The sequence below is a fragment of the Achromobacter sp. PD1 genome (assembly GCF_048541815.1).
GTDB classification, from domain to species: domain Bacteria; phylum Pseudomonadota; class Gammaproteobacteria; order Burkholderiales; family Burkholderiaceae_B; genus Achromobacter; species Achromobacter bronchisepticus_A.
The window spans coordinates 5286262-5312776 of record NZ_CP183349.1; the positions used below are offsets into that span (position 1 = coordinate 5286262).

Below are 26515 nucleotides of genomic sequence, written 5' to 3' on the forward strand. Positions count from 1 at the left end.
CTCCCATGACCCACATCGACCCCGTCACGCTGACCGTCATCCAAAGCGGGCTGCACCAGGTATGCAATGAAATGGACCTGGCGCATTGCCGCGCCGCCTTCTCGCCCATCATTTCGGAATCGCAGGACCGCTCCAATGGCATCTACCACCGCGACAGCGGCGAACTGATCGCCCAGGGAGAGCTGGGCCTGCCCATCTTCGTGGGCACCATGCAGTTTTCCACCCAGGCCGTGATCGCACGGGCCAAGGATATTGCCCCCGGCGATATCTTCATGGTCAACGATCCCTATCTGGGCGGGACCCACCTGATGGACGTGCGCTTCGTCAAACCCTACTTCTATCGCGGCAAGCTCTACGCCTGGCTCGCCAATACCGGACACTGGCCCGACATGGGCGGCATGGTTCCCGGCGGATTCTCCGCCCATGCCACCGAAATCGAACAGGAAGGGCTGCGTCTGCCGCCGGTCAAGCTCTACAAGAAGGGGGAACTGGATCCGGAAATCCTGTCCATCCTGATGTCGAACATCCGCATATCCGAGCAGCGCATCGGCGACATCAAGGCGCAGGCCGCCGCGCTGGCCATCGGCGAGCGGCGGCTGACCCAGCTGCTGGACCGATATGGCCAGGATACCGTCGACGCCGCCGTCGAAGAACTCAAACGCCAGGCCTCCGTCCAGACGCGCGCCGTGATCGCCGCCATTCCCGACGGCGAGTATCTCGGACAGGCGTTCCTGGATTCCGACGGCGTGCAGGACCAGCCTCTGAAGGTGGCGGTGCGCATCCGCAAGGAGGGCGAGCTCATGCACTTCGACCTCAGCGAATCCAGCCCGCCCTGCGCTGGACCGATGAACAGCGTCATCGCCACGACGCGCTCCTCCATCTACCTGGCGATCAAGCACGTTTTCCCCGAACTGCCCATCAATGCGGGCCTGTTCGAACCGCTACGCATCGAGGATCCCGACGGCACCTTCCTCTATGCTAAGTACCCCCGGCCGGTGTCGGGTTGCGCCGCGGAAGTCAGCCAGCGCATTGCCGAAGCCGTGTTCGACGCCTTGCAGAAGGCGATCCCCGAGCGTCTGTTCGCAGCGCCCGCCGGCACCACCGCCAATCTTGCCATCGGCGGCGATGACCCCATGCACGGACGCTCCTACGTCATGTACGTTATCTCGGGCGGCGGCTACGGCGGTCATCCCGCAGGCGATGGACTGACCAACGGCTGCTCCACCATCGGCATCTCCAAGGCCGCGCCGGTGGAGGTCCAGGAGCAGTTGTATCCGGTGCTCTTCGAGCGCTACGCCATCCACGAAGGATCCGGCGGACTGGGCGAGTTTCGCGGTGGCATGGGCATCCATTACCGCATCCGTCTCAGGGCAGGCTCGGCGCGCGCTTCCATGGTCATGGACCATGGAAAGTTCGGCCCACCCGGCGCGGCAGGCGGCCAGGAAGGCGGCCGCACCCGCGTAACGGTCTATCGCGACGGCGCAGCTTATGTGCCTGCCCATGTATCGAAGGATCAGGGGATCGTCATGCAGGCCGGCGACGTCATCGAGGTCTACACGCCCGGCGGCGGTGGCTATGGTGATCCCGCGCGGCGCTCGGAGCGCGCCCGCGAGAACGATATCCGGCAGGGCTACTATCCCGGCTGAAGCGCCATCCCGCGCGGGACGGCCGTGGCGCCCGCGGACTTCGCTCCGCGGCGCCATTCCTATTTTTATAATTCCTATTGGCTTTCACCCGATGACTAATCTTCATTAGACGGTTTTCACCACACGCCTACAATCCTCGCCAGGGTCAATTCAAATAAAAAGACCGTGGAGACAAGATGAAGACAGCCGTTCCCGGCGGGGCCGCCCTGATAACCCGACTCAAGTACCTGGCGTTGGCCGGCCTGTTCATGGCCGCCAGCGGCCACGCGCAGCAGCCTGCAAAGCTGGTCGTCGGCCTGCCGGCCGGCGGCTCGTTCGACACCATAGCCAGGATCGTGGCCGAGAAGCTTCCCAGCCATCTGGAGCGGCCGGTGGTGGTGGAGAACCGCCCCGGCGCGCAGACGCGCATCGCCATTCAGGCGGTCAAGGGCGCGGCGCCGGATGGCAACAGCCTGCTGGTGGCGCCAGGCGTGGCCATCTTCCTCTACCCGCACCTGTTCCGTCAGCTCGGCTACGACCCTTTCACCGACCTCAAGCCGGTGACGCAGCTGGTGAGCTGGGACATCGTGCTTGCCGTGGCGGCCGACAGCCCCATCACCTCGTTCGAGGGATTCCGGACCTGGGCCAAACAGAATCCGGACCAGACGTTCTACGGCACATCCGGCACCGGCAGCCTGCAGCATTTCCTGGGCGTTTCGCTGGCCAGGCGCCTGGATACGCCGCTGGAGCACATCGCGTTCAAGGGCGGCAAGGATGCCGTCACCGCGCTGCTGGGCGGACACATCAATGCCATCGTGATGGACGCCGGCGAAGTCGTCCCCCTGGCGCAGGCTGGCAAGCTGCGCGTTCTGGCGACCTTCAGCGCGCAACGCGAACCGGCGCTGCCGCAAACGCCGACCATGCGCGAACTCGGGCTGGGCGAACTCGAGACCTCGGGCTGGGCCGGACTGTATGCGCCGGCCGGCACCCCTGAGCCGGCCGTCCGCAAGCTGAACACGGCGGTGAACGAGATCCTGGCCCTGCCTGACGTGGCCAAGCGAGTCGCCGAGCTGGGCATGCGGCCGGCCGGCGGCACACCGCAGGCCGTCGATGCGCTCGCGCGGGAGCAGTTCGACCAGTGGCGCGACACGGTGGCCCAGTCCGGCTTCGTCATCGACTGAGCGACGCCTCTCTTTCCCATCTCACCGGATCAATACCCATGTTTGCATTGACCACTCTCGACGTCGCCTCCCGTCCTGTCGCCTGCCTGGAGATCGATGGCAGCCACTATCCCCTTGCCGCTTGCGCGAGGATCCTTGACCTGCCGGCGCTGGACGCGTCCGTCCGGGAACTCTTCGAGGACTGGCCGCGCTCGTTGGCATTGCTGGAGCAAGCGGCAGCCCGCCGCGCGGCGCTCGCCGGTCACGAAGTCGCCGGTCCGGTCCGCCATCTGGCGCCGCTGCAGTATCCAGGCAAGGTGCTGTGCGCGGGGGCCAACTACCATGATCATCTGGCGGAAATGAACGTGCCGAATGCCGCGGACAAATCCGCGCAGCGCCTGTTCTTCTTTTTCAAGCCGCCGCGCCAGGCCGTGGTCGGCGAGGGCGCAACGGTACACATGCCCATCGGTTGCGAACGCCTGGACTGGGAAATCGAACTGGCGCTGGTGATAGGCAAGACCGCCAGGAACCTGCGCCTGGAAGACGCGCTCGACCATGTGGCGGCGTATACGGTGGCCGTGGACATGTCGGCGCGCGATCTCAACAAGGCGCCCGACACCTTCTACAAGCTGGACTGGGTAGCCGGCAAGGCGCATGACACCAGTTGCCCCCTCGGCCCCAGGCTGGTGCCTGCGGCGTTCATCCGCGACCCCATGGATCTGAGATTGACGCTCAGCGTCAACGGCCAGTGCAAGCAAGACGCGCGCACCAGCGGCATGGTCTTCGACATCTGCGAGCAGCTGGTGACCCTGAGCCGCATCATGACGCTGGAGCCCGGCGATCTGGTACTGACAGGTACGCCCGCCGGCGTGGGCGCGCCGCAAGGCACGTTCCTCAATGTCGGCGACGAAATCAGCGCAACGATCGAAGGCATCGGTACGCTGGCGGTGCAGATCCAAGCGCCACGCTGACATCCTGGCCCGCCGCGGCCGCATCTTCCTCATGAGGCAGCTCCATGCAGTCCCTTTTCTCCCCCCTGCCCGCTGCGGCCGGCGATACGATCTTCGCGCTGGTTGAAGCCTTCCAGAACGATCCGGCTCCGCACAAGGTGAGCCTCAGCATCGGCACCTACTTTGCCGAGGATGGCACCATCCCCGTGATGCGCGCCGTGCGCCAGGCGCGCGACATGCTCGTGCAGGCGGACAAGCCGCATCCGTACCTGCCCATTCCCGGATCGGCGCCGTACCGCAACGCCGCCAGAGAACTGGTCCTGGGCGCCGATGGCCCTGCACCTGAGCGCGTGGTGACGGCCCAAAGCGTCGGCGGCACCGGCGCCTTGAAGCTGGGCGCGGACTTGCTGCGCCAAATCCGCCCCGACGCGACGGTCTGGGTCAGCGATCCGACCTGGGAGAACCATGCCCAGATCTTTCGCCAGGCAGGCTTCACGGTGCATGAGTACCCTTACTACGACGCCGAAACTGCCACCGTGCGCTTCGCGCAGATGCATGACGCGTTGCAGGCACTGCCGGCCGGGTCCATCGTCGTGCTGCACGCCAGCTGCCACAACCCAACGGGCGTGGACCTGTCCGCGGATCAGTGGGAGGCACTGACCGAACTGTTTGCGCGCCAAGGCCTGATTCCCTTTTTCGACCTGGCGTACCAGGGGTTTGGACTAGGCCTGGACGCAGACGCCGAACCAATCCGTGCAATGGCGCGTGCTGGCGTGGAATGTCTGGTCGCCAGCTCCTTCTCGAAGAACTTTTCCCTGTACGGCGAACGCTGCGGCGCCCTGAATATCGTGTGTCGCGACAAAGCCGCCGCGGACCGCGCGCTGGGCCAGCTCAAGTTGCTGATACGCGGCAACTATTCCACACCTCCTACGTTTGGCGCTGCCTTGGTCGCCGCCGTTCTGAGCGATGACGCGTTGCGGCAGGTCTGGACCGAAGAACTGGAGCAGATGCGGACACGGCTCGTCAGCCTGCGCACCCGCCTGTCCGGCGCGCTGACGCAACTGACCGGCGCGCCCGAAACCTGGGACTACATCGAGCGGCAGCAAGGACTGTTCAGCTACATGCGGTTGAACCCGCAGCAGGTCGAATCGCTGCGGCGCGAACATGCCGTGTATCTGCTGAAATCCGGCAGACTCTGCGTGGCCGGCCTGACCGACGGCAACATCGACTACGTCGCAGGCGCCATCGCGGCCTGCGCCCGGCGCTGAGAATTTCTCCCTGGCCCGCAGATCCGAGGCGACCCACTGATTGGAGCAAGGCATGCCCCTCCTCAACCGGCTTATGGCCGCGAGTTCCGGATTGATGCTGGGTCTGACCCTGGCTCCGTCCACGCCCGTGGCCGCCTCCGGCGCCGGCCTGCTGCAGGAAGCCCTGCAACGGGCGGACCAGACCGAACCTGAAGTGATCGCATGGAGACGCCACATACACCAGCATCCGGAGCTGTCGTACCAGGAGACGGAAACGGCGAAATACATCGCCGACGCCCTGCGCGCGATGCCGGGCATCACCGTCGAGACCGGCGTGGCGCGTACCGGCATCAAGGCCGTGCTCAAGGGCGGCAAGCCGGGGCCTGTAGTGGCATTGCGCGCCGACATGGACGCCCTGCCCGTCGAGGAACGCAATGACCTGCCATTCCGCTCGCAGGCCAAGGCCGTCTGGCGCGGAGAGCAGGTATCGGTTTCCCACGCCTGCGGCCACGACACTCATGTCGCCATGCTGCTGGGCGCGGCCAAGGCCTTGTCGGCGATGCGGGAGGAACTGCCCGGCACGATCGTCTTCCTGTTCCAGCCCGCGGAAGAATGGGGCCCCGACAAGGAGCCCAGCGGCGCCAGGGCCATGATCGCGCAGGGCGTGCTGGAGAATCCCAAAGTCGACGTGGTCTTCGGCCAGCACATCGGCGCCGGCGCGCCCTCCGGCACCATCGCCTATCGCGCCGGTCCCACCATGGCCAGCGGCGACCGCTTCGAGGTCTCGCTGCACGGCAAAGGCGGACACGGCGGCCGCCCATGGACCGCCAATCCCGCGCTCGTACCCGCGGCCGAACTGACATTGGCGTTGCAGGGCATCACCAGCAGCAAGGTGGATCAGTCTGACGGCGTCACCGTGCTGTCCATCGGCATGTTGCAAAGCGGCCGGCGCGCAAACATCCTGCCCGAAAGCGCCGAACTGGCAGGCACGGTACGCTCGCTATCGTCGCACAACCAACGCATCGTCCACGAGGCCATCCGCGCACGCGCCGAGCATATTGCGCTGGCCTACGGCCTGAGCTCCAAGGTGAACATCTACACCGGCTACGAGGTCGTCGACAACGATAAATCCCTGACCGGCAACCTGATACCAGCATGGCAGGCAGCGGCCGGCGCCGGCAAGACGGTTGAAATGCCGGCGCCGTCCACCGGCAGCGAGGACTTCGGCGCCTATGGCGTCAGTGGCAAGGTGCCCTCGGTCTTCTGGTTCATCAATGCCTCGCCGTTCGGCGACAAGAGCGGCGCGCCCAACCATTCGCCGGAGTTCGCCATCGACGAGAGCGCGCTGCGCGTGGGCGCGCGCGCGCTGGTGGCTTCCGCGCTGACGTATATGGACAAGCAGTAGGCAGCGAGGATCGGATCCGACGCTGCCGACGCGCCAACGCATCGGCAGCGCCGCCCTTCAGAACTTCGGCGCGCGCTTCTCGATGAATGCGGTGACCGCCTCGCGGTGTTCGGCGGTCTTGTGGGCCAGGGCCTGGTAACTGGCCGACAGCTCCAGCAAGGACGCCAGGCTGCTGTGCTGGCCTTCGCGCAGCAGGCGCTTGGTCATGCGCATGACGCCGCCGGGATTGGCGGCGATCTTCGCGGCCAGCGTCCTGGCGGCGGGCAGCAGATCGGCGGCTGGAACCACCCGGCTGACCAGGCCCCAGGCCAGCGCATCCTGCGCGCTGATGGCCTCGCCCGTGTAAGCCATTTCGCTGGCGCGGGCCATGCCCACCGCGCGCGGCAGCAGCCAGGCGCCGCCGTCGCCGGGCACGATGCCCACGCGCACGAAGCTCTCGGCAAACGTGGCCGTGTCGGCCGCGATGCGGATGTCGCACATGCAGGCGATGTCCAGGCCGGCGCCGATGGCCGGGCCATTGACCGCGCAGATGACGGGCACGTCCAGGCCATGCAGCGCAAGCGGAATACGCTGGATGCCCTGCCGGTACTCCTCGCAGATGCGCTCGGGAGTCAGCGCATCGTCGAAAAAGCGGCGCATGTCCTTGACGTTGCCGCCCGAGCTGAAGATCGGCCCGGCGGCGGTCAGGATCAGCACCTTCACGCCGGCGTCCTGGCGGATGTCCGCGCACAACTGCACGATCTCTTCGATGGCGGTGTTGCCGGTCAGCGCATTGCGTGTCTCCGGCTGATTCATGGTGGCGACGACAATGCCGCGGTCGCGCTCTATTTGCAGAAAAGCCATGCAAGTGTCTCCTGAAAGCCAGGCTTACGCCGGGACGTCGGTAATCGTGCGCACCAGGTCCAGGGTTGGCCCTGCGTGCGCGAACAGCGCCTCGCCCGCCACGTCCTGCCAGTAGGCCTCGCTGCCCGCGGTCTGACGCCAGGCATGCAAGCGGCGCGTGTAGAGTTGCAGGTCGTATTCTTCCGTGAAGCCGATCGCGCCATGTACGGCGTGCGCAAGCTCGGACACCACCAGCGCCGCCTCGCTGCAGCGCGCCTTGGCGACCGCCACCCGCAGCCGGTCCGGCGCCACGCCGTCGGCATGGCAGCCGACCTGCGCCGCCATGCGGGCAGCGCAGACGTGTTCGCTCATGACGGCCAGTTGATGCTGGATGGCCTGGAACTTGCCGATGGGCCGGCCGAACTGCTGGCGCTCATTGGCATATTGCAGGGTGCGCTTCAGCACGCTGCCCAGCGCGCCCGCCATCTGCGGCGCGACCACGCTGGCCTGCAGGGTACGGAGGTCGATAGCCGCGTCCATCGGCGCCGGCGACGCTGCCGCGACCTGGACCGACGTCCAGCTCATGGCGGCGTCCAATGCCAGCGCTTGCGGCTGCTTGCGAGCCTGCGCGACGTCCAGCAGGCGCCAGGCATCACCCGTCTGCACCAGCACGCTGTCAGCCACCGCGCCGCCGCGCACCAGCGCGCAATGCCAGGCGCCATCCGCCTGTTGCACGCCGCGTGCCAAAGCAATGCTGCCAGCCGGCCGCAGCGCCGCCGGCAGCAGCGCGCGCCCGATCATGGTTTCGCCCAGCAACAAGGGCAGCGCGTGGGCGCCGCATTGCTCCAACACGCCGAATACTTGGTCCAGGCTCAGCCCGGAGCCCCCCTCTTCCTCGCCGACCAGCGCGTCGGCCAGGCCAGCATCCTCCAGCTGTTGCCAGAGCCTGCCGGCGGCGTCGCCGCCTGCTTCGATATCGCGCACCGCCTGCGGCGTGCAATGGTCCGCCAGCACCTGGCGCGCGGCATCGGCGTACAGATCGTTGTCGCTCATGTCATGCTCCTTCAACGCAGGCCCAGGCCGCGCGCGATCATGCCGCGCAGGATCTCGCGGGTGCCGCCCCGCAGGGAAAACGAAGGCGAAGCCTCCGTCACGTATTTCAAGGTCATCAGCAATTCCACCGGAATGTCCTCGGCCTCGCGCGAATACAGGTCTTCCGCGATCCAGGCGGGGATCATCTGTTCCAGCGTGGTGCCCAGCTCCTTGACCAGCGCCGCCTCCACGATGGGGCTGGCGCCGCGCGTCAGCTTCTCCTGCACCGATACCGACATGGCCCGCAGCGGCGTCAGTTGGCCCAGCACCTTGCCGGCCAGCCGCTGGGCCGAGGGCGTGCGATTGGCCGGCTGGCGCGCATAGTCCAGCCATTGATCGAACAGCACAATGCTGGAGTACAGCCGTTCCGGACCGCTGCGTTCGAACGCCAGTTCGGCCGTGACCTGTTCCCAGCCCTGCCCCTCGTCGCCCACCAGCGCATCAGCGTCCAGCTGCACGTTGTCGAAGAACACTTCGCAGAAGTGGCTGTCGCCCGACAAGTCCTCGATCGGCCGCACCGTCACGCCGGGCAGGGACAGGTCGACGATCACCTGCGACAAGCCCTTATGCCGGTCCTCCGGTCCGCCCGAGGTGCGCACCAGCGCGATCATGTATTGGCAGTGATGGGCATTGGTGGTCCAGATCTTCTGGCCGTTGAGCAACCAGCCGCGGTCGTTCGGCACCGCGCGCGTGCGCACGCTGGCCAGGTCCGAGCCCGAGTTGGGTTCGCTCATGCCTATGCAGAAGAACGACTCGCCGCGGCAGATGCGGGGAACGTGGAAGCGCTTCTGCGCTTCCGTGCCGTACTTGAGGATGAGCGGCGCGCTCTGCCGGTCGGCAATCCAGTGCGACCCGACAGGCGCGCCGGCATTAAGGAATTCTTCCACCAACACATAGCGCGCGAATGCGCTGCGTCCGCCGCCGCCATACTCGCGCGGCAGGGTCAGGCCGATCCAGCCGCGTTCGCCCACGCGGCGGCTGAACGCGGTGTCGTAGCCGCCCCAGGAGCGCGCCCGGACATGCGCCGGCATGTCGCGCACCGCTTCCTGCAGGAAGGCGCGGACGGCGGGGCGCAGGGCCTCGTCTTCGGGAGGAATGCGCGTCAGCGGCAACGCCAGTGAATTCAGACTGCTCATCCCAGGACTCCATTGATTCGATGCGTGTGCAGGGTATCCGCGCTCAGGCCCAGCAGGCGGGCCAGGACGGCGTCGGTATGTTGGCCCAGCTGCGGCGGCGCGTGGCGGTAGCTGACCGGCGTATCCGACAGGCGGATGGGGCTGGCGACCAGCGGCACTTCGCCCGCCTGCGGGTGCTGCATGCTCATGCGCAGGCCGCGCGCCTGGACCTGCGGATCCTCGAACACGTCCGCGACGCTGTTGATGGGTCCGCAAGGCACGCCGTGCTGCTCCAGCAGCGCCACCCAGTCGCGCGTGCTGCGGGTGACGGTGATGGCGCGCAAGCCATCGATCAGTTCGTCGCGATGAGCGATCCGCGCCGCATTGCGCGCAAAGCGCTCGTCCTCGGCCCATTGCGGCCGCTCTATGGCGGCGCACAGCCGGGCGAATTGCCCATCGTTGCCGACGGCCAGGATCATGTGCCCGTCCGCCGTGGGAAAGTCCTGATACGGCAGCGTATTCGGATGCGCGTTGCCCATGCGGCGCGGCGTTTGCTGGCCATACAGATAGTTCATCGCCTGATTGCCCAGACAGGCAACGCCCACGTCCAGCAAGGCCAGATCGATATGCTGGCCGCGCCCGGTGTGCGCGCGCGCCTGCAACGCGGCCAGGATGGCGGTGCTGGCATACAGTCCCGTCAGGATGTCGGTCAGCGCCACGCCCACTTTCATGGGACCGCCTCCGGGCGTGCCATCGGGGTGGCCCGTGATGCTCATCAGGCCGCCCATGCCCTGGATCAGGAAGTCGTAGCCGGCCCGGTGCGCATACGGGCCATCCTGGCCAAAGCCGGTGACCGAGCAATACACCAGCCTGGGATTCAGCTCGCTCAGCGAGGCATAGTCCAGGCCGTATTGCGCAAGCCCGCCGGTCTTGAAGTTCTCGATCAACACGTCGCATTGCTGCGCCAGCTGCCGCACCAGTTCCTGCCCCTCGGGCTTGGTGAAATCGATGCCGACCGACTGCTTGTTGCGGTTGGCGCACATGTAGTAGGCGGACTCGCCCGTGGGCTGCCCCGCCGGATCGGTCACGTAAGGCGGCCCCCAGGCGCGGGTATCGTCACCCGTACCCGGCCGCTCCACCTTGATCACTTCCGCGCCCAGGTCGCCCAGCGTCTGGGTAGCCCAGGGGCCGGCCAGCACGCGCGACAGATCGAGCACCTTCACGTTCTGCAGGGCTTGCGACGTCATGCTCGCCTCTTCCTTCATTGTTGGGGAACGTTCGCCTTCTTGACGATGCGCTGCCACAGCGCGATTTCCTTCTGCTGGAATTCGTGCATCTGCGCGGGTCCGCCCGTCATCGGCGTGGCGCCCAGGCGTTCATAGAAAGCACGGGTTTCGGGCATTTTGGAGATGCGCGTGAACAGCTCGGCCAGGCGCCCGGTCTGTTCAGCCGGGGTCTTGGCGCTGACCATCGCGCCAACCCAGGTATAGGCTTCGAATCCTGGCAGGCCGGCCTCGGTCGCGGTCGGCACGTCGGGTGAAGTCCCGACACGCTGGTCCGACGCCACCGCCACCACCTTCACGCGGCCGTCCTTGGCCAGTTCCTGCACCGCTGTCACCTCGGCGAACGTGTAGTCCACCGTGCCCCCGGCCACAGCCATGATGGCGTCGCCGGCGCCCTTGAACGGCACATGTACCGTCTTCAGGCCGGCGCTGTCGTTCAGTAATTCGCCCATCAGCTGATAGCCAGCCGAACCGGCGCCGAAGTTCACCTTGCCGGGATTGGCCTGGGCGTAGGCGATCAGATCCTTCAGGGTACCGTACGGCGCCTGCGGACTGACGGCCAGCATGGCGGGCGAACGCATCATCATGGTCAGCGGCGCGAAATCCTTGACCGGGTCGTACGGCAGCGCCTTGAACAGCGCCGCATTGACCGCCAGCGTCGAATTGCTGCCGATGAACACCGTGTAGCCATCCGCCGGCGCCGACAGCACGTTCTTCACCGCGATGAAGCCATTGGCGCCCGGCTTGTTCTCCACCACCACCGGTTGCCCGGTCAGTTCCTGCAGCTGGCGGGCGAAATAGCGGGCCGACGTATCGGTGCCGCTGCCCGGGCCGAACGGCACGACGAACTTGATCGGCCGGGACGGGAAGGTCTCGGCGTGCGCGACGGGCTGATGGCCGGCGGCGCCGAGCAAGGCCACGGCCAACATGGCCGTCAGCATTTGTCTGCGGTGCTGCATGGAAGTCTCCTTTGCGTGGATGGCCGGCCGCTCTAGGTGGCGGTCCTGGCCGTATGGTCCAGCGGATGACTTTAGGCGTGCTTCGCAGGGCTGTCTAATATTAAGAATTTGAGAATTGATATCGAATGAATATCAGAGGCCACCGATATCCACCCGCCATCAAATAAGCCCGCTGATCAATGCGCCGCCACGCCCAACTCCTTGATCAGCCCCGGCACAACCGAATACTCCTCCCGATACTCCTTCAGGAACTCCTCTGGCGTATTGCCCACGGCGTCGAAGCCGATGTTCTCCAGATACTTGCCGAACTCTGGATCCCGCACCACCTGCTGGGCCGCCGCAGCAAGCTTCTGCACAACGTCCGCAGGCATGCCGGCAGGGCCGCTCAGGCCGACCCAGGCCTTGTTCTTGAATATGAAGGCGTCGTATCCCGCTTCGGCGAAGGTCTGGACCTCAGGCAGCAGCGCCGAACGCCTGTCGCCGATGACGGCGATGGCCTTGACCTTGCCGTCCGCGATCATGGGCGCCGCAATGCTGGTGGACGTGAAGGTAAACGCCAGTTGTCCGCCCAGCAGATCGGTCATCGCCGGCGGCGAGCCCTTGTAGGGGACTTCGATGAACTTCACCGTAGACTGCCTGGCCAGGCTCTCCATGATCAGTTGCGGGTATGAGCCCGGGCCATATGACCCATAGGCCAGAGGGACCTGCGCCGCCTGGGCCTCCTTGACCGCCCCGGCCAGGTCGCCGGCCGGCATGGACTTGTTCGCGATGAGCACAGGACCTGATGCGGCAATCTTGCTGATCAACGTGAAGTCGCGCTGCGGGTCATAAGGCACCTTCATGGTCACGACCGAAGAAATGAGCGCGTCGCCCACGCTCAGCATCAAGGTGTAGCCGTCGGGCTTGGCCCGCGCGACTTCCGTAGCGCCGATGGTGCTGCCGGCGCCGGGCTTGTTTTCTATCACGATGGACGCGCCGAGCCGCGCGGACATGAGTTCGCCCAGCTTGCGTCCGATGGCGTCGATAGGCGCGCCGGCCGGCGAGGGAACGATCCAGCGGATGGGCCGGTTCGGATAACCGGTTTGCGCCATGGCGGCGACGCTGGCCAGCGCCATGACGCCAGCCAGCCCGAATCCCAGTGTTTTCTTGATGGCAGCCATGTTGTCTCCTTCTTGCAGGATCAGGAACTAGTTGTGTGCGTCCAGGAACTCGAGCACCACGCGATTGAATTCGTCCGGCGTTTCGAAGTAAGGAGAGTGGCCTGAGCCTTCAAAGGTGTATTTGCTGCTGCCAGGCAACAGCTTCGCGACCAGATGGTGGCTTTCCGGAGTCAGGAAATCGTCGTGGCTGCCACCGGTCATCAAAGTGGGTACGCGGTAGCCCTCGAACTCGGCGGGATGGATCTTGACGTCGTCGGCCTGCATGGTCAGCGCCAGGAAACCCTTGGGGTTGAGCGCCTTGATGCAGCCGTACAGGTGCAGCATCTCGGGCCGGGCCTCGACGTTCTTGCGGTTCCAGCCGATGCTCTTGCTGCGCAGGTCGTGGCGCCCGTCGTCGAAGGTCTTGCCGGCCTTGCGCAGGATTTCCCAGGTCTCGGGCGAATAGGCCGGCGTCGGCGAGCCGCTGATGAACAGCGTCTGGACGCGCTCCGGATGCTTCACGGCCAGCGGCAGGCCGGCCCATGCGCCCAGCGACTGGCACACTAGGTTCACGTTGCTTATGCCTTCCTGGTCCAGTATGGCCAGCACGTCTGCGGGGTAATGCCGCGGATGGTTGCGTTCCGGCGCGCAGGGAGAGTTCTTGAAACCCCTCAAGTCCATCACGATGACCTTGTACTTCCGGGCGAAGAAAGGCACCTGCTGATACCAGCAGATGGTGTTGCCGCCGCCGCCATGGATGAACAGGACGGGTGCGCCCTCGCCATAGGTTTCGTAGTAGATGCGGGTGTCGTCGGACGCGGTTGCATAGGGCACGGATAAGCTCCTTGGAGGACGCGGTTGATCTAATATTTGCGTGTTGATTTTGTTCGATCCTCCGCGGAAAGACCGCGCTCCAAACAGACATCATGGGTGCCGCTCCAGACAACTACCCTCTGCATGTGGAACTGCTGCTGCCAGCCGGCAGATTGAACGGCCCCATCCATGCCGCGATCGATACGTTCCGCACCGCCAACGGCATTGCCCGCAGCCGCAGCGGGCAAGCGAGCGGCCATGTGGTGACGTGGCGCTGCGCGGAAGTGGACCTATCGGCGGAAGCGGAACACCTATGCTTCATGCCGCCGGGCGCGCCGGACTCGGCGATGGAGCGCGCCATCTTCGTGCCGCCCCTGGAAACGGTCTCGGTGCCGCAGCTGCGCGCCAGCGTGGCAAGCAACGAAGCCGTGCTGCACGAAATCCGTAGCGCCGTGGCGGACAAACGCTACGTCTGCGCGGTCGGCACCGGCGTCTGGCTGGTTGCGGCGGCAGGCGTACTGGACAAGATGCAGACGCCGGTGCAATGGGCGTACCAGTCCGGCTTCGCGCGGACCCATCCGGACCTGGCCATCGCCAACGATCCGATTGTCTGGGCCAGCGAGCGAATCCTGCTGGCCGGAACGCCTTCATTGGCCTATGACTGCGTGCTTGAACTGATGGAGCGCACGGGCATCGCCGGACTGGCCGGCGCATCGCGCGACAAGCTCGTCTTCGATCCCACGCGGCAGATCATCGCGTCGACGCTGCCCATAGAGAAGGTCAGCGGCCTCACCCGGGACAGCCCGCTCTATCGCGCCGTGCAGTGGTTGTTGGCGCATGCGCAGGAAGCCGTGACGATAGGCGGCGCCGCGCAACATGCGGCGGTCAGTGAAAGAACCTTGGCACGCCTTTTCCGGACGCATTTGGCGATCACGCCGCATGAATTCCTCACCGATATACGGATGAGAAAGAGCCAGATGTGGCTGGAAGTGACACTGCGTTCGGTGGAGGACATAGCCAATGACTGCGGCTATCTGGACGTCGCAGCCTTTCGCCGCGCCTTCAAGCGCAAGTTCGGCGTAACGCCGGCGGATTATCGGCGCGAATACACGCAGCGGGGGCCGCGGGCGCGGTGGAAGATGGAGCAGTATGGAAGCGAGGCCTAGAGACTGGTTGCCGAGAACGCCAGGAGTATTCGTGGAATACTCAGGGAACTTCAAGCGCGATGGGAATTACTGCAGTGGCTAGTCACAAACTGCGTATGCTGTTCGGCGCGGCAGCTTCGATCGTCTTTGCCTGGTACTGCTTCCATGGATTGTCGTGGCTTGCACGCGGTGTCGGAATCATTCCGATCGTGCACTACGATCCGCCGGTAGACCAATGGATTCTGATCGGCGACCCGATGCTTCAAAGCTGGCACAAGGTCCGCGTATCCGAGGACTTTACGCTTGCTGGCATCGCACTCATTTTCCTGACCCTGGTGCTGTCCTATTACGTCGCACGCGTGGCCTATCACCTCAGTTTCGCGAAGGTCTTCACCCGCCACGACCGTTGGTTTGTCGCGGGATGGATGATCGGCGCGCCATTGATGGCCGCGCTGGGGCACGTGTTCGTCCTCCTGGTGTTCGAGCAGTCCTGGGCTGATCGATGGCCCACGCTTGCTGGCGCGGCCGTGCTGATCGCTTTTGCCGTGTCGGCGAAACTGTTCGCGGATGCCTGGCGGTGGATCATGCGCAGGCGCAGGGTTCATGCGATCTGACACGCCCCTGCGGCCTTGCAAGCGACGCCCGTTCCCGGCCTGCCCAGCATCCATCCGCATTCCGTCCTAAAATGCCGGGTTTGCCGAAAGAACCGTCATGGCCATCGCCATGAAGGGCTTTCATCCTTTACGAATGAGTGTGGTGAAGATGAACAAGCCTTTCATTTCGCTGTGCCCGGAAATTACCCGGACGCACGCGCTGACGCTGATGGATTGGTTGGAAGACGAGCGCGTCACCTGCTATCTGAGCGATTCGCGCAATGTCTCCCGCTTCATCGAGCAAGCCATCGATCGGACGCAACTGCCGATCCTGACCCATCTGTTCAACCAGGGCGGCCGCTTCTTCATGGCCTATGACAGGCGCGACGTCCCGGTGGGCTTCGTGCGCCTGGTCAAGACCGGCCCCGACTGCGAAATCGTCCTGGTGATCGGAGACTGCGACAACTGGGGCCGGAACCTGGGGGCAAGCACGATCCGCGAAGGCATGAAGCTGGCCTTCCTCGACATGCGAGCCGAAAAGCTCATCGCCAAGATCCACCCGGACAACGCACGCTCGCTGAAGACCTTTCTGCGCAGCGGCTTTCTGCTTGAGACCGAAACGCCGACACTGAAGTCGTTTTCCATGACCGCGGGGCGCTATCTCCGGCTGTTGCGCGAAGGCGTCGTTGTCGACTCCACGGATATCTACGTCACTGAGATCGACAAGGCACGGCTCAAGGAGCTGATCGAACTCGAGCAAGGCCCGGCTGTTGTCGAACTCGAGCACGAGCTTGAACGAGCCATCGTCGTCGCGCCGCAGCAGGTGGCACGGAATGTCGTCACGATGAACTCCAGGGCCTTGCTGCAGCTGGACGACGAAGAAATGGAAGTAGCCCTGGTCTACCCGGAAGACGCCGACAGCAGCGCCGGAAAATTTTCCGTGTGTTCCGACGTCGGCGCCGCCATCCTGGGCTATCAGGAAGGGGACGCCATCGACTGGCGGATTTCAGACCGGACTCGCCGGATCGGAATCAGGAAAGTGCTTTACCAGCCGGAAGCCGCGGGCGATTTCCATCTGTAGACCGCTGGGAGGCTGGGGCGCCTGCGCATAGGCGGCCACAGCCTTCAATCAGGGTTGAACCGTCAGCAGGTTGGCGTCGCGCGCAAGCCGCCACTTGCCGTCGGACTCTTTACGCAGAAGCGTCAGCGTGTATCCCGAACGCCGCACGGAGTTTCCGCCGGGCGGCGTGGCCGTCATTTCGATGCGGTTACGGATGAACGCCCAGTCTCCCAGCAGCTGCAACTCGACGATCTGGTTCGTACCCTCGATCTGCATGTCGCCCATGCTTTGAGAGAGCGCCGCAAACGCCTCTTTGCCAAACGGCTCCTGCCCCGGCACCGAGAACACCACGTCGTCGGTCATCAAGGTCAGAACGGTTGCGAGGTCGCCTGCCTTGCTCGCAGCCATCCAGGTCTCTACAACCTGCCGGATCGCTTTTTCGTCGTCGGTCATTGCGGGCACCTCGATTCTTGGGCGTCAGACCTTGGGACCGATCCCAAAATCACAGTCGAATATCGGAGGAGAGAGATGGAGCGGGTGATGGGAACATCATCGTGTTCCCAACTCGTTGATTGATAACGAGTTTTCCGCACTCGGCGAACCGAGATGGACATAATTATGGACTGAAAAACCACGCTTGGTCAACGCGCGCTCCGAGCAAGTCCAGTGCGAGCCATGGACAGCCAGCAGTAGCCAATGTACCCGAGCGCTCAACGTCACGAGGCCGGTTCATCTCCCTTTGGCAGGAACTCCTCGCGGGCGCGCTGCAGAAACCGCTTCATGGGCTCAGAGGGTTCGGCGCTGCGGCGCAGCAGGTAGGTGGACAGCATGGGCGGCGTGCCGGCCAAGGGGCGAACGGTTATGTCGGGGCGGTTCAGGGTCTGCACCTGCGAGGCAATGGCGAAACCTAGGCCATAACCGGCACCGACCAGAGTCAGCATCACGCCTAGGCTCGTCACCTGATCTACCAGCTTGAGTGGCTTGGACGCACCTTGAAGCACCGCCTGGATCTGGTGGTGGCAGCCCGATCCCGCGTCCGGATGGCACAGTACCAACGGAAACTTCAAGGCTTCATCCAATGGCACTTCCGCGTGCGCCAACAAGGGGTGGCGCACGGGCACGATCACCGACAGAGGATCGGTCCACACGGGCTCGGCGACAAGGCCTTCACTCACCGCGTCCGACAGCGCAAAACCGATGTCCAGCAGATCGTTGTGCAGGCCCTTGAGCTGCTGCGCGAAAGGCAGCTCGAAGACGCGAATCTCCAGTTCGGGCTCTTCCTCGCGGCTGCGCGCCAGCAAGGTGGCAATGTGGGGCTGCGCCAAGCTGTCGCAGATGGCGATGCGCAGATAACCCTGATAGCCCTGCGCCGCCGCCTTTGCGGCACTCACCGCCTGCTCCACGGTGGCCAGCACGCGCCGGCACTCACCGAGGAACACTTGACCGGCCCAGGTCAGTCGCGTCTGGTGCGCGCTGCGGTCGAACAACTGCACGCCGAGCGTGGCTTCGAGATTTCGCATTGCGCGCGACACAGGCGATTGTTCTACGCCAAGGCGCTCGGCCGCTCGCGCGAAATGCAGTTCTTCCGCGACCGCAACGAAATAGCGCAGTAGTCTGAGTTCCAATGCGGCCTCCTGTTTGCCTCGTTCCTGGCCTGCGTCCACCTCATGCGGATTGCGCCTCGCTTTCTCCTTCGATGATTGGCAAGAGGTTCCGGCGTTGCATGCTTGCCTATTCGGATAGGCAGATCGCATCCGAAAATTACGGAGGTTGAGGCGGAACGCTACCTGGCCGAAGACCTGAGAACCTCAATCGCCGCGACGCTGCACTACCGCCTGATCCACAGGTTCAGTTCAATCAATTCCCGGGTTGCAGCTCCACACGCACCTCGCGCGATTTGCCGGCCCGCTCCACTGACAAGACCACCACATCGCCGACCTTCCTGTCGTCTAGCCGCGCGAGCAGCTTGGCCACATCGTCCGTCGCCTGGCCATCAACATCGATGATGCGGTCGCCCGGCACGATGCCTTGCGGCGTGACTTCGACACCCGCGAGGCCGGCCTTGTGCGCTGCCGAACCAGGGGTAACACGCAACACGAACACGCCCTTGCTTCCAGTCAGCGCCAGCAGGCGCTGATTGAGCTGTTCGTCCACCTCAATGCCCAGCGCCGGACGGATGTACTTACCGGTCTTGATGAGTTGCGGGACTACGCGCATGACGGTGTCCACCGGCACGGCGAAACCAATCCCGGCCGAGGCGCCGGAGGGGCTATAGATCGCCGTGTTGATGCCGATGAGCCTTCCTGCCGAATCGAGCAGCGGCCCACCGGAGTTGCCAGGGTTGATGGCGGCGTCGGTCTGGATCAGGTGATCGATGGCCGGGCCGCCCGCTTCTCCGGGTAACGAGCGGTCGAGCGCGGAGACGATGCCGGTGGTGAGCGTCCAGTCCAGGCCGAAGGGGTTGCCGATAGCGAACACCTTCTGACCCACCTTGAGGTCGGCACTGGTGCCGACCGGCACGGCCGGCGGGCGCTTGAAACCGACGCCGATCTTGAGCACAGCGATGTCGTGCGCGGGGCTCGTCCCCACCAGTGCGGCCTGGTAGTCGCGGCCGTCGGCCAGTTTGACGGTGGCTTCGGACGCGCCCTGGATGACGTGGAAGTTAGTGACGACGTGGCCGGCGTCGTCCCAGATGAAGCCCGAGCCAGTGCCGCGCGGCACGGAGAAGACGTTGCGCGTCCAGACATCGCGTACCAATTGTGCGGTAGTGATGTAGACCACCGAGGCGCGCGATTTCTCGAACAGTTCGATGGTGGCTTTCTCGTCCGCCGCCAGATCGCCACGCGCCGTCACAGTGCGTTCTGCCGCCTCGCGCGGACTGAACCAGGCCTCGATGGCGGGCAGGAACTGCCACAGCAGCATGAGCGTGGCAATACAGGCGGTGATGAAGAGCCAGCGCCGGATGAAGGGGTCCGGTGCGGGGCGTGGGTACGGGTCGGGGTAGGCCATGAGAAGTCTCCTGTTGATAGGCAATCAGCGCCACAGCCCGCTCGGGTGCCAGCGCGGCGGGCGCGGCGTCACAGCGGATTCCGGCAAGAAATGGGGCGCGTGGAATGGCAACGCTGATGCTGGCCCAGGCGCCAACGTCAGCAGGCGTGCGATACGCTCTTGCGTTGCCGGATGCGTGCGCAAGCAGGAGGGCTCGGGATTGCCCCATCCCGGCCACAGCCAGGCACGCCAGGAGCGGCTGACCCGCTCGATTTTCGCCAGCGCGGACGCCAGCCCCTGCGGGTCGCCCGTCAGTTCCGCCGCGAGGCGGTCAGCGTCGAACTCACGCACGCGAGACAAGCCGAGCTGTGCGAGCAGGGCCAGCTGGGGCGATGCGGCCAATAACAATAAACCAGGCCAATAGACCTCCGCCGCGCCAACCAGCAGCGCGGGCAGGCTCAGCAGGATCGCGATCTGTCCCATAAGGGCCAGTAGGCTCGTGAAGCGACTGACGGAATCCGCCAGCCCCATGACGCGCAGATCCTCACTGGCGATGTGCGCGATCTCGTGCGCGAGCACACCCGCCAGCTCGCGTGGGCTCAGGCTGCGCAGCAGGCCATCGGTGAGGGCGATCGATGCCTCCTGCTTCGATCCGGTGGCGAAGGCGTTGACGACGGCACTGGGCACATAGTGCGGCACCGGCGTGGCGGGCAAACCGGCACGGGCGGGCAGCTCGCGCAACAGGGCCCACATCTCGTGGGCTTCTTGCGGGTGCAAGGCCCGTACGCGGTACAGGCGCAAGCTCAGCGCCGACGCGGCTACCGGTTCCAGCAGCAACGCACCTGCAACGGCAAACAGCGCGAGCCACAGGCCGCCTTCCCCAAACGGCAGTCTCCCTGCTACGGCTGCGATCCCGACCAGGGTCAGGACCAACAGCCCGGTCTGCAGGCGGTTGAGCCAGCGGTGTTGCAACAGCGCCGTGCGCGGATCACTGGGATGATGACGGGTCATGCTCAGAGGTCTCGGCGGCGCGGTCGTCGCGCTCGCGCAGCAGCCAGTAAGTGGCACCAAGCGCCAGCGTGGCGCCTGCAAGCGCGGCGATCTTGCCAGGGCTCGCCTCGGGGTCGAGGATCACGAACTTGCGCGCCAGCGCGATCAGGCCGATGAGGATCACGGTCTTGACCTGGATGATGCTGTCCCGACGCAGCGCCACGCGCACGATGGAATGCTTGAACTCCATCGCGATCAAGAGCGTCATGATCATGCCGAACACACTCTGGAATACCTTGTGATCCAGGGGATTGAAGGCATCGAGAACCAGCAGCGTGAAGACGATGGAGATGAGCTGGAACAGCGACACCACGATGATGACGGCAATCACCGCCGACAGCACGAGCGCGACGACCTGCTCGAAGCGCTCGTAAAAACTCATGATGGCCAATTGGTCGCGCAAGACCTGAAATGAGTTAAGGCGTGTTGATTTCATGACGATGAACTCCCTGGAAAACGGCTGCTGTCGAGACGGCGGCGCATTGCGCTGATGTGTCCTTCAATCAGCTCGGTCGACATGCCAAGCGTCGACATCACCTGTTCCGCCAGCCCAATAGCTGCGGCAAAGGATTGCTGGTACACGCGCACGTTGGGCATGGCGCGAAATGCATCGGCCGCGGTCGTACTTCTGCATGACACCCACAAGGTCAGCGCCGGACGGCGCTCGGCAATCGCCTGGGCGATGCGCAACGCTTGCTGGGCATGGGCGAACGTCAGCACCACCATGTGCGCATGCGTCAAGCCGGCAGCCAGCAAGGTATCGGGCCGACTGGCATCGCCATGGAACACCGGCGCGCCGGCGGCACGCGCGGCCTCGACCTTCTGCGCGTCCGCCTCCAGCAGCAGATGCGCCACGCCGGCGTGGCGAAGAATCTCACTGACGGTCAGGCCAAGCTCGCCCGCGCCGCAGATGATGACGTGGTCTCGATATCGCGCTGTCTGCGCGGTGATCTCAACTTCTTCAGCCTGGGGTGGCTGAATGACGCCGCCGGTGCGGCTCAAGAACCGGGCAAGTACATCGTGATGGCGGATCAGTAGCGGTGCCAGGGCCATGCTGAGCACCAGCGCAACTAGCATGGGTTGTACGACGGTCGCGGGGATCAGATGCTGCTGCAAGACCATGCCCAACAACAGCAGGGCGAACTCGCCGCCATGCCCCAACGCTATGCCCGTGCGCCAGGCATCGAGGGCGGACAGGCGCGTCGCCCGCAAGGCCAGGGTGTTGAGCCCGATCTTGACCGGTACCAGCACTGCCAGCCACGCGAACACCGCCAGTGGTGCCGAAAGAATCTGCGCTCCGTCCAACTGCAGGCCGATGGTCACGAAGAACACCCCCGACAACACATCGCGAAACGGTTTGAGGTGGCTTTCCATGTGGTGACGGAAGTCGCTCTCGCCCAGCACCATGCCGGCCAAAAACGCACCCAGGGCGGCGGATACGCCGACCGCGTGTGCAGCAGCGGCGGCAGCCACCACCACGCACAAGGAAACCAGCACGAAGGATTCTTCGTGGCCCTGCCGCGCCACCCAGCCCAGCAGGCCATGCAACAGACGACGGGAGGCGAGGGCCGCTGCCGCGAACAACATCAGCACGCCCAACACTTCGAGCAGCATGCTCTCGACCTTCGGCGACTCGCCGCGCGCCCAGATCGCCAGCAAGGCCAACAGGGGCACGCTGGCCAGATCCTGAAAGACCAGCACGGCGATGGCGCTGCGGCCATGGCGTGTGGTGAGTTCACCCTGGTCGGCCAACTGCCGGCTGACCAGCGCCGTGGACGACATGGCCGCCGCAGTGCTGAGCAACGCAGCGCTCTGAACTGGCTGTCCCAGCCACATCAACATCAAGGTCAGTGGCGTGGCGACAGCGATCATCTGCAAGCTGCCGGCCGCCAATACGGTTTTACGGGAAAGCCAGAAGTGCCCGAGGGAGAACTCCAGCCCAACCATGAACAGCAGCAGGGCCACGCCCAGCTCGGACAGAAAATCAAGCGCTTCTCCCGGCGCGACTACACCGCTGACCGACGGGCCCAGCAAGGCGCCGACGGCGAGGTAACCCAGCAAGGCGGGTACTCTGAACGCCGCCGTCGCCACCGCCGCGAGGCTGCATGCCGCCAGCAGGATCAGGGTGGCGCCGAGCAAGTCCTGCATCGGTCAGCGCCCCACCTGTGCAGATGCCCAGCGCACGATGTCCTGCGCGCCCAAGGCGCCGGCCTGACGCCCGATCTCCCGCCCACCCTGGAACAGGGCGAGCGTCGGAATGCTGCGGATGCCGAACTGCGCGGCCAGGTGGGGTTCTGCCTCGGTATTGACCTTGGCCAGCCTGACCCTGGGTTCGAGCTGGCGCGCCGCTTGCTGGAACTGCGGGGCCATCATCTTGCACGGCCCGCACCAAGGTGCCCAGAAATCGACCAACAGTGGCAGGTCGCTGCGCTCCACGTGGCGCGAGAACGTCGCCGTGGTCAACTCGATGGGTTCGCCCGTGAACAAGGGCTGCTGGCAGCGGCCGCAGTTGGGATGTTCCGATAGCTTCGCAGTCGGTACGCGGTTGATGGACTGGCAATGCGGACAGACGAGGTGAAGATCATTCTTCATGGTTCGCCTCCTTGGACCACAGTGAGGCTGCCGCGCTTCGGGTCACAGACAATGCCGACCAATCAACGCCTTGGAGCCAATCGTTCCCGTCTTTGCTTACTCCGGCCTCTTCCAAATGAGCAGCGATGAACGCTTCGGCCTGCATGAGCCACCTTTGGACAGTATCTTCCTTACTAGGAATCAGCAGGATTTCAGAGACGCTGCTGGCATCCAGCCCGTCCACACGGATAAGCAGAAAAATGCGCCGCCACAAACGCGGCATGTCCTTCAGCAGGTCGAATGCAAAAGCGAACTCGCTCGACCGATCAACTAGCTCCTCCTGTTCCGCGATCGTTGCGGCATCGGGATGCTGACTGTCAGCGATGATATCGGCCAGCCTGAGTGTGTCATCGGGCTGATAAAATTCGAAGACTTCCTCTTCCACCATGGCCTCGGCGACGTCTTGGGCATCCGGTTCGACCGGCGCGTCCAGAGAAACGAATTCGCCAAATTGCCGGCTGCTTGCCACTTCGTTATCCAGGACGGCGAACAGATGCTTCAAAAGACCGGTGTAAGCCTCTTTTTCCCCCGGCACGGATTGCCATTCCACCTCAGCTCGGACAATCGCTTCATCCACCACGTCGCGCAGCGTCGGATAATCGCGCGGTAAATCGCCGACGGCCCGCAGATAAGCCAGCTCACGCCTTGCGACAGCCTCAAGTTTCGACAGTAGAGGCATTCGGGTCGCCTCGGCCTCATGGGCGGCTGATGCGGGTTTTGCGGCAATCCGCACCTTGAGCTCGCGCAAGCGCTCGCGTCGTGCTTTGCGCTTGATTTGATCCTGAGCATGCAGTCGGTCAAAATGCTTCTTGGCCTGACGGAACAACGACTGTGCGAGCATCTGCGCGAGGGGCGTCAGCTCGTCATGTGATGCAGTAACGCTGACAGTCTTTTTGCCGGGCAGGTGCATATAGCCACTGGCCAGAAATTGCCGCTTGATCTTGTCGCGATCAAGGACGATTTGAAGTTGCGCTGAATCTTTAGTGTGTTTGTCGAGCAATGGCTTGAGGGCGTGCTCGATCACATTTCCCAAAGCTCTCTGCCAAGGTTCATGAAACTCTTTGTCGATAGCTCGATAGCTATATTGCATCTGCATGTATGACTCCTTCGATGTCATTTCTATGGAGGTATGAATCGAGGATGCTCATATCCATAGATTTAGCTTTCTTGACTTTTTTTGTGGGAATCTTGTCAATGAGTCCCCCGAGCTAAGTAGCTCCGCTTTCATGAACAGCTTTACCCCAAGTGATATAGATACTGCGGGCGGGTTGAAGCGGTGCAGAGTTGTCCACGGCGGCGGTCGGCGCTTGCGACGAACCGGCCGACGCTGTGGGCAACTCGGGGCGCACCAGGGATTTTCATTCTAGGCGGCCTCCCGCATTGTCGGCAGTAGTGCCCAGTAGGTCCGATCCTGCGTCTCGTCTCCCTGGCTGCTGTGTTGTTGCTCGGTGTTGTACCTGTCTATGAAATGCGCAATGTCCGCCTTGGCCGCACTCACGTCGTCGCAGGCACGCAGGTACACCCGCTGGTACTTGATCGTTCGCCACACGCGCTCGACAAACACGTTGTCGCTCCAGGCCCCCTTGCCGTACATGGCCAGGTGGCAACCGCGCGCGAGGACAGCCCGGGTGAAGTCTTCGACTGTGAACTGGCTGCCCTAATTGTGTTGACGATCTCGGGCACCCCGAAGCGGGCATATGCCTGCTCGATGAATTCGCAAGCGTGGCAGGCTTTCAGCGTGATGGCCACCTTTTGGGCCAGCACCCGGCGGTTGGCTACATCGACGACGGCGGTGAGGTACACGAACCCCCTGGCCATGCGGATGTAGGTTGTATCCAGAGCCCAGACCTGGTTGGCGCGACAGATGTCCGTAAGCACCCGGCAAACCCATCTTGCCGTCTCGCTCAGGCGCGGTCGGCCGGCTGCCAGCGATGCGGCAGCAACTCCCCAATCCGGCTGTAGGGCTGGGTCGGCAACCGTTCGAGCACATCCTTCAGGTACGCAAAGGGCTCGTGGCCGTTGAGGCGCGCGGACTGAATCAGGCTCATGACCGCAGCCGCGCGCTGGCCCGCCCGCAGGCTCCCCGCGAACAGCCAGTTCTTGCGCCCGAGCGCAATGGGCCGGATCTGGTTCTCGATCCAGTTGTTGTCGATGGGCACGCGACCGTCGTCGACGTAGTGCGTGAGCGCGGCCCAACGCTTGAGGCTGTAATCGATGGCGCGGGCGATGCCCGAGCCGTTGGGAACCTGGGTGCGCCGCGCGAGCAGCCACCCATGCAGGCGTTCGAGAATGGGTCGGGCTTTCGTTTCCCGTAGGTGCTGCCGGGCATCGAGGTCGAGTTCAGCCGCTTCGCGTTCGACACCGTACAGTTGGCCGATGGCTTCAAGTGCTTCGCTGGCGATCTGGCTCTGGCCTTGGGCGGTGAGATCGAAGAACTTGCGTCGCGCGTGCGCCATGCAGCCGGCTTCGGTCACGCCTAGCGCGATCAGCGCCTTGTAGCCGGCGTAATCGTCGCAGATCAGCGTGCCGCGCCACTCGCCCAGAAACGCCTGGGCATGGCGGCCCGCGCGGCTGTCGGCGAAGTCGTAGACCACCGCCTTGATCGGATCGAACGCGCCGACGCTGTAGGACCACAGATAGGCGCGGTGCGTCTTGCCCGCACCCGGGTCGAGCATCGCCACCGGGGTCTCGTCCGCGTGCAGCACGGGGTGGCTCAGCAGATCGGCCTTGAGCGCATCGACCAGCGGCTGCAGATGCACGCCGCTTTTGCCCACCCACTGGGCCAGCGTCGATTGCGGGATCGCCAGCCCGGCCCGGCTGAAGATGCCTTCCTGACGGTAGAGCGGCAGATGGTCCTGGTATTTGGCCACCAGCACTTGGGCCAGCAGCCCGGCGGTCGGGATCCCCTTGTCGATGATGTGCGCGGGCACCGGCGCCTGCACCAGCGTCTCGCACGCCGCACACGCCCACTTGCCCCGGATGTGGCGCTCGACGGTAAAGCGGCCCGGGGTGTAGTCGAGCTTCTCGGCGACGTCCTCGCCGATGCGGCGCAGCTCACAGCCGCAGGCGCAGGTGGTCGAATCGGGTTCGTGACGGATCTCGGTGCGCGGTAGCTCGGGCGGCAGCGGCTTGCGCCGGGGCTGACCCTTGGGCGCCGACGTGCTGACACTGGGTTGCAGTTGCTCAAGTTCTTCGCTCATCGCCGCCAGGTCGGCCTCTGCGGTTTCCTCGAAGAGCTGCACCTGCTCGACCGACAGGCGCTCGGCCTTCACGCCGAAACGATGACGCTTGTGCAGCGCCAGCTCATGCGTGAGCCGCTCGATCTTGGTCTGACGCCACACGAGCTCACGCTCCTGCTCGATGAGCAGGCGGCGCAAGGTGTCGGCATCGAGTTGGTCGAGGTCGGCGGGCAGCGGCATGGATCGATCATGTCCGATG

26 protein-coding genes are annotated in these 26515 nt (G+C 64.5%); 8 read left to right on the top strand and 18 right to left on the bottom strand.

What is annotated here, in order from left to right; genetic code table 11:
- The first annotated feature begins 5 nt into the window (after positions 1-5).
- From ACM1PE_RS24820 to ACM1PE_RS24840, 5 genes are all read left to right on the top strand, one after another.
- Entirely contained in the window at positions 6-1646 is a 1641-nt protein-coding gene (locus tag ACM1PE_RS24820; RefSeq protein WP_059373895.1) for a hydantoinase B/oxoprolinase family protein, read from the top strand.
- Positions 1647-1822: 176 nt separating this feature from the next.
- On the top strand, positions 1823-2806 hold the full coding sequence (locus ACM1PE_RS24825) for a Bug family tripartite tricarboxylate transporter substrate binding protein (RefSeq protein WP_059373896.1): 984 nt from the start codon (positions 1823-1825) through the stop codon (positions 2804-2806).
- Between the two features lie 38 nt (positions 2807-2844).
- Positions 2845-3756 (top strand): fumarylacetoacetate hydrolase family protein, encoded by a 912-nt coding sequence (locus ACM1PE_RS24830; protein ID WP_419341289.1) that lies wholly within the window; start codon positions 2845-2847, stop codon positions 3754-3756.
- A 44-nt stretch (positions 3757-3800) separates the two neighbouring features.
- Complete coding sequence (locus ACM1PE_RS24835; RefSeq protein WP_419341290.1) at positions 3801-5003, top strand: aromatic amino acid transaminase; 1203 nt, start codon at positions 3801-3803, stop codon at positions 5001-5003.
- Between the two features lie 52 nt (positions 5004-5055).
- A complete protein-coding gene (locus ACM1PE_RS24840) occupies positions 5056-6387 on the top strand; it encodes a M20 metallopeptidase family protein (RefSeq protein ID WP_419341291.1) in 1332 nt (443 codons plus the stop codon).
- Between the two features lie 57 nt (positions 6388-6444).
- On the opposite strand, the gene ACM1PE_RS24845 is transcribed toward ACM1PE_RS24840, so the two are convergent.
- From ACM1PE_RS24845 to ACM1PE_RS24875, 7 genes are all read right to left on the bottom strand, one after another.
- Positions 6445-7230, bottom strand: a complete 786-nt coding sequence (locus ACM1PE_RS24845; protein ID WP_419341292.1) for a crotonase/enoyl-CoA hydratase family protein — start codon at positions 7228-7230, stop codon at positions 6445-6447.
- 24 nt (positions 7231-7254) lie between these two features.
- The gene (locus ACM1PE_RS24850) at positions 7255-8262 is read right to left on the bottom strand and encodes an acyl-CoA dehydrogenase family protein (RefSeq protein ID WP_419341293.1); all 1008 of its coding nucleotides are present in this window, start codon (positions 8260-8262) and stop codon (positions 7255-7257) included.
- Positions 8263-8273: 11 nt separating this feature from the next.
- A complete protein-coding gene (locus ACM1PE_RS24855) occupies positions 8274-9437 on the bottom strand; it encodes an acyl-CoA dehydrogenase family protein (protein WP_118931510.1) in 1164 nt (387 codons plus the stop codon).
- Entirely contained in the window at positions 9434-10681 is a 1248-nt protein-coding gene (locus ACM1PE_RS24860) for a CaiB/BaiF CoA transferase family protein (protein ID WP_419341295.1), read from the bottom strand. The genes ACM1PE_RS24855 and ACM1PE_RS24860 overlap by 4 nt, the downstream gene beginning before the upstream one ends.
- Positions 10678-11658, bottom strand: a complete 981-nt coding sequence (locus tag ACM1PE_RS24865) for a Bug family tripartite tricarboxylate transporter substrate binding protein (RefSeq protein WP_419341297.1) — start codon at positions 11656-11658, stop codon at positions 10678-10680. Before ACM1PE_RS24865 ends, ACM1PE_RS24860 begins: the two co-directional genes overlap by 4 nt.
- A 176-nt stretch (positions 11659-11834) precedes the next feature.
- The gene (locus ACM1PE_RS24870) at positions 11835-12818 is read right to left on the bottom strand and encodes a Bug family tripartite tricarboxylate transporter substrate binding protein (RefSeq protein ID WP_280015606.1); all 984 of its coding nucleotides are present in this window, start codon (positions 12816-12818) and stop codon (positions 11835-11837) included.
- 27 nt (positions 12819-12845) lie between these two features.
- Positions 12846-13631: an alpha/beta fold hydrolase gene (locus tag ACM1PE_RS24875; RefSeq protein WP_419341298.1), complete on the bottom strand. Its 786-nt coding sequence runs from the start codon at positions 13629-13631 to the stop codon at positions 12846-12848.
- Between the two features lie 92 nt (positions 13632-13723).
- Here ACM1PE_RS24875 and ACM1PE_RS24880 point away from each other — a divergent pair, with 92 nt between their 5' ends.
- The 3 genes from ACM1PE_RS24880 (at position 13724) to ACM1PE_RS24890 (ending at position 16429) form a co-directional block, all read left to right on the top strand.
- Positions 13724-14776 (top strand): GlxA family transcriptional regulator, encoded by a 1053-nt coding sequence (locus ACM1PE_RS24880; protein WP_306635229.1) that lies wholly within the window; start codon positions 13724-13726, stop codon positions 14774-14776.
- 95 nt (positions 14777-14871) lie between these two features.
- Positions 14872-15369 carry a hypothetical protein gene (locus tag ACM1PE_RS24885; RefSeq protein ID WP_419341299.1) on the top strand — a complete coding sequence of 166 codons (498 nt, stop codon included), beginning with the start codon at positions 14872-14874 and terminating at the stop codon, positions 15367-15369.
- Positions 15370-15466: 97 nt separating this feature from the next.
- Positions 15467-16429 (top strand): bifunctional GNAT family N-acetyltransferase/nucleoside diphosphate kinase regulator, encoded by a 963-nt coding sequence (locus ACM1PE_RS24890; RefSeq protein ID WP_251878916.1) that lies wholly within the window; start codon positions 15467-15469, stop codon positions 16427-16429.
- Between the two features lie 48 nt (positions 16430-16477).
- On the opposite strand, the gene ACM1PE_RS24895 is transcribed toward ACM1PE_RS24890, so the two are convergent.
- From ACM1PE_RS24895 to tnpC, 11 genes are all read right to left on the bottom strand, one after another.
- On the bottom strand, positions 16478-16861 hold the full coding sequence (locus ACM1PE_RS24895) for a YybH family protein (RefSeq protein WP_419341300.1): 384 nt from the start codon (positions 16859-16861) through the stop codon (positions 16478-16480).
- 263 nt (positions 16862-17124) lie between these two features.
- A complete protein-coding gene (locus ACM1PE_RS24900) occupies positions 17125-18033 on the bottom strand; it encodes a LysR family transcriptional regulator (RefSeq protein WP_003141085.1) in 909 nt (302 codons plus the stop codon).
- A 232-nt stretch (positions 18034-18265) separates the two neighbouring features.
- Entirely contained in the window at positions 18266-19417 is a 1152-nt protein-coding gene (locus ACM1PE_RS24905; protein WP_003454970.1) for a S1C family serine protease, read from the bottom strand.
- Between the two features lie 24 nt (positions 19418-19441).
- Complete coding sequence (locus tag ACM1PE_RS24910; protein WP_003454968.1) at positions 19442-20407, bottom strand: zinc metalloprotease HtpX; 966 nt, start codon at positions 20405-20407, stop codon at positions 19442-19444.
- The gene (gene psiE-GI, locus ACM1PE_RS24915) at positions 20385-20882 is read right to left on the bottom strand and encodes a heat resistance protein PsiE-GI (RefSeq protein WP_126220053.1); all 498 of its coding nucleotides are present in this window, start codon (positions 20880-20882) and stop codon (positions 20385-20387) included. Before psiE-GI ends, ACM1PE_RS24910 begins: the two co-directional genes overlap by 23 nt.
- The gene (kefB-GI, locus tag ACM1PE_RS24920) at positions 20879-22594 is read right to left on the bottom strand and encodes a heat resistance system K+/H+ antiporter KefB-GI (RefSeq protein WP_126220054.1); all 1716 of its coding nucleotides are present in this window, start codon (positions 22592-22594) and stop codon (positions 20879-20881) included. Before kefB-GI ends, psiE-GI begins: the two co-directional genes overlap by 4 nt.
- Positions 22595-22597: 3 nt before the next feature.
- Positions 22598-23038 (bottom strand): heat resistance system thioredoxin Trx-GI, encoded by a 441-nt coding sequence (trx-GI, locus tag ACM1PE_RS24925; RefSeq protein ID WP_012761376.1) that lies wholly within the window; start codon positions 23036-23038, stop codon positions 22598-22600.
- Entirely contained in the window at positions 23028-24173 is a 1146-nt protein-coding gene (locus ACM1PE_RS24930) for a hypothetical protein (RefSeq protein WP_003454962.1), read from the bottom strand. The genes trx-GI and ACM1PE_RS24930 overlap by 11 nt, the downstream gene beginning before the upstream one ends.
- Before the next feature lie 267 nt (positions 24174-24440).
- On the bottom strand, positions 24441-24671 hold the full coding sequence (locus tag ACM1PE_RS24935; protein WP_419341301.1) for an integrase core domain-containing protein: 231 nt from the start codon (positions 24669-24671) through the stop codon (positions 24441-24443).
- On the bottom strand, positions 24572-24955 hold the full coding sequence (locus tag ACM1PE_RS24940; RefSeq protein ID WP_419341303.1) for a DDE-type integrase/transposase/recombinase: 384 nt from the start codon (positions 24953-24955) through the stop codon (positions 24572-24574). The genes ACM1PE_RS24935 and ACM1PE_RS24940 overlap by 100 nt, the downstream gene beginning before the upstream one ends.
- Positions 24956-24981: 26 nt before the next feature.
- Positions 24982-26496 carry an IS66 family transposase gene (gene tnpC / locus ACM1PE_RS24945; protein ID WP_419341304.1) on the bottom strand — a complete coding sequence of 505 codons (1515 nt, stop codon included), beginning with the start codon at positions 26494-26496 and terminating at the stop codon, positions 24982-24984.
- Positions 26497-26515 lie beyond the last annotated feature (19 nt).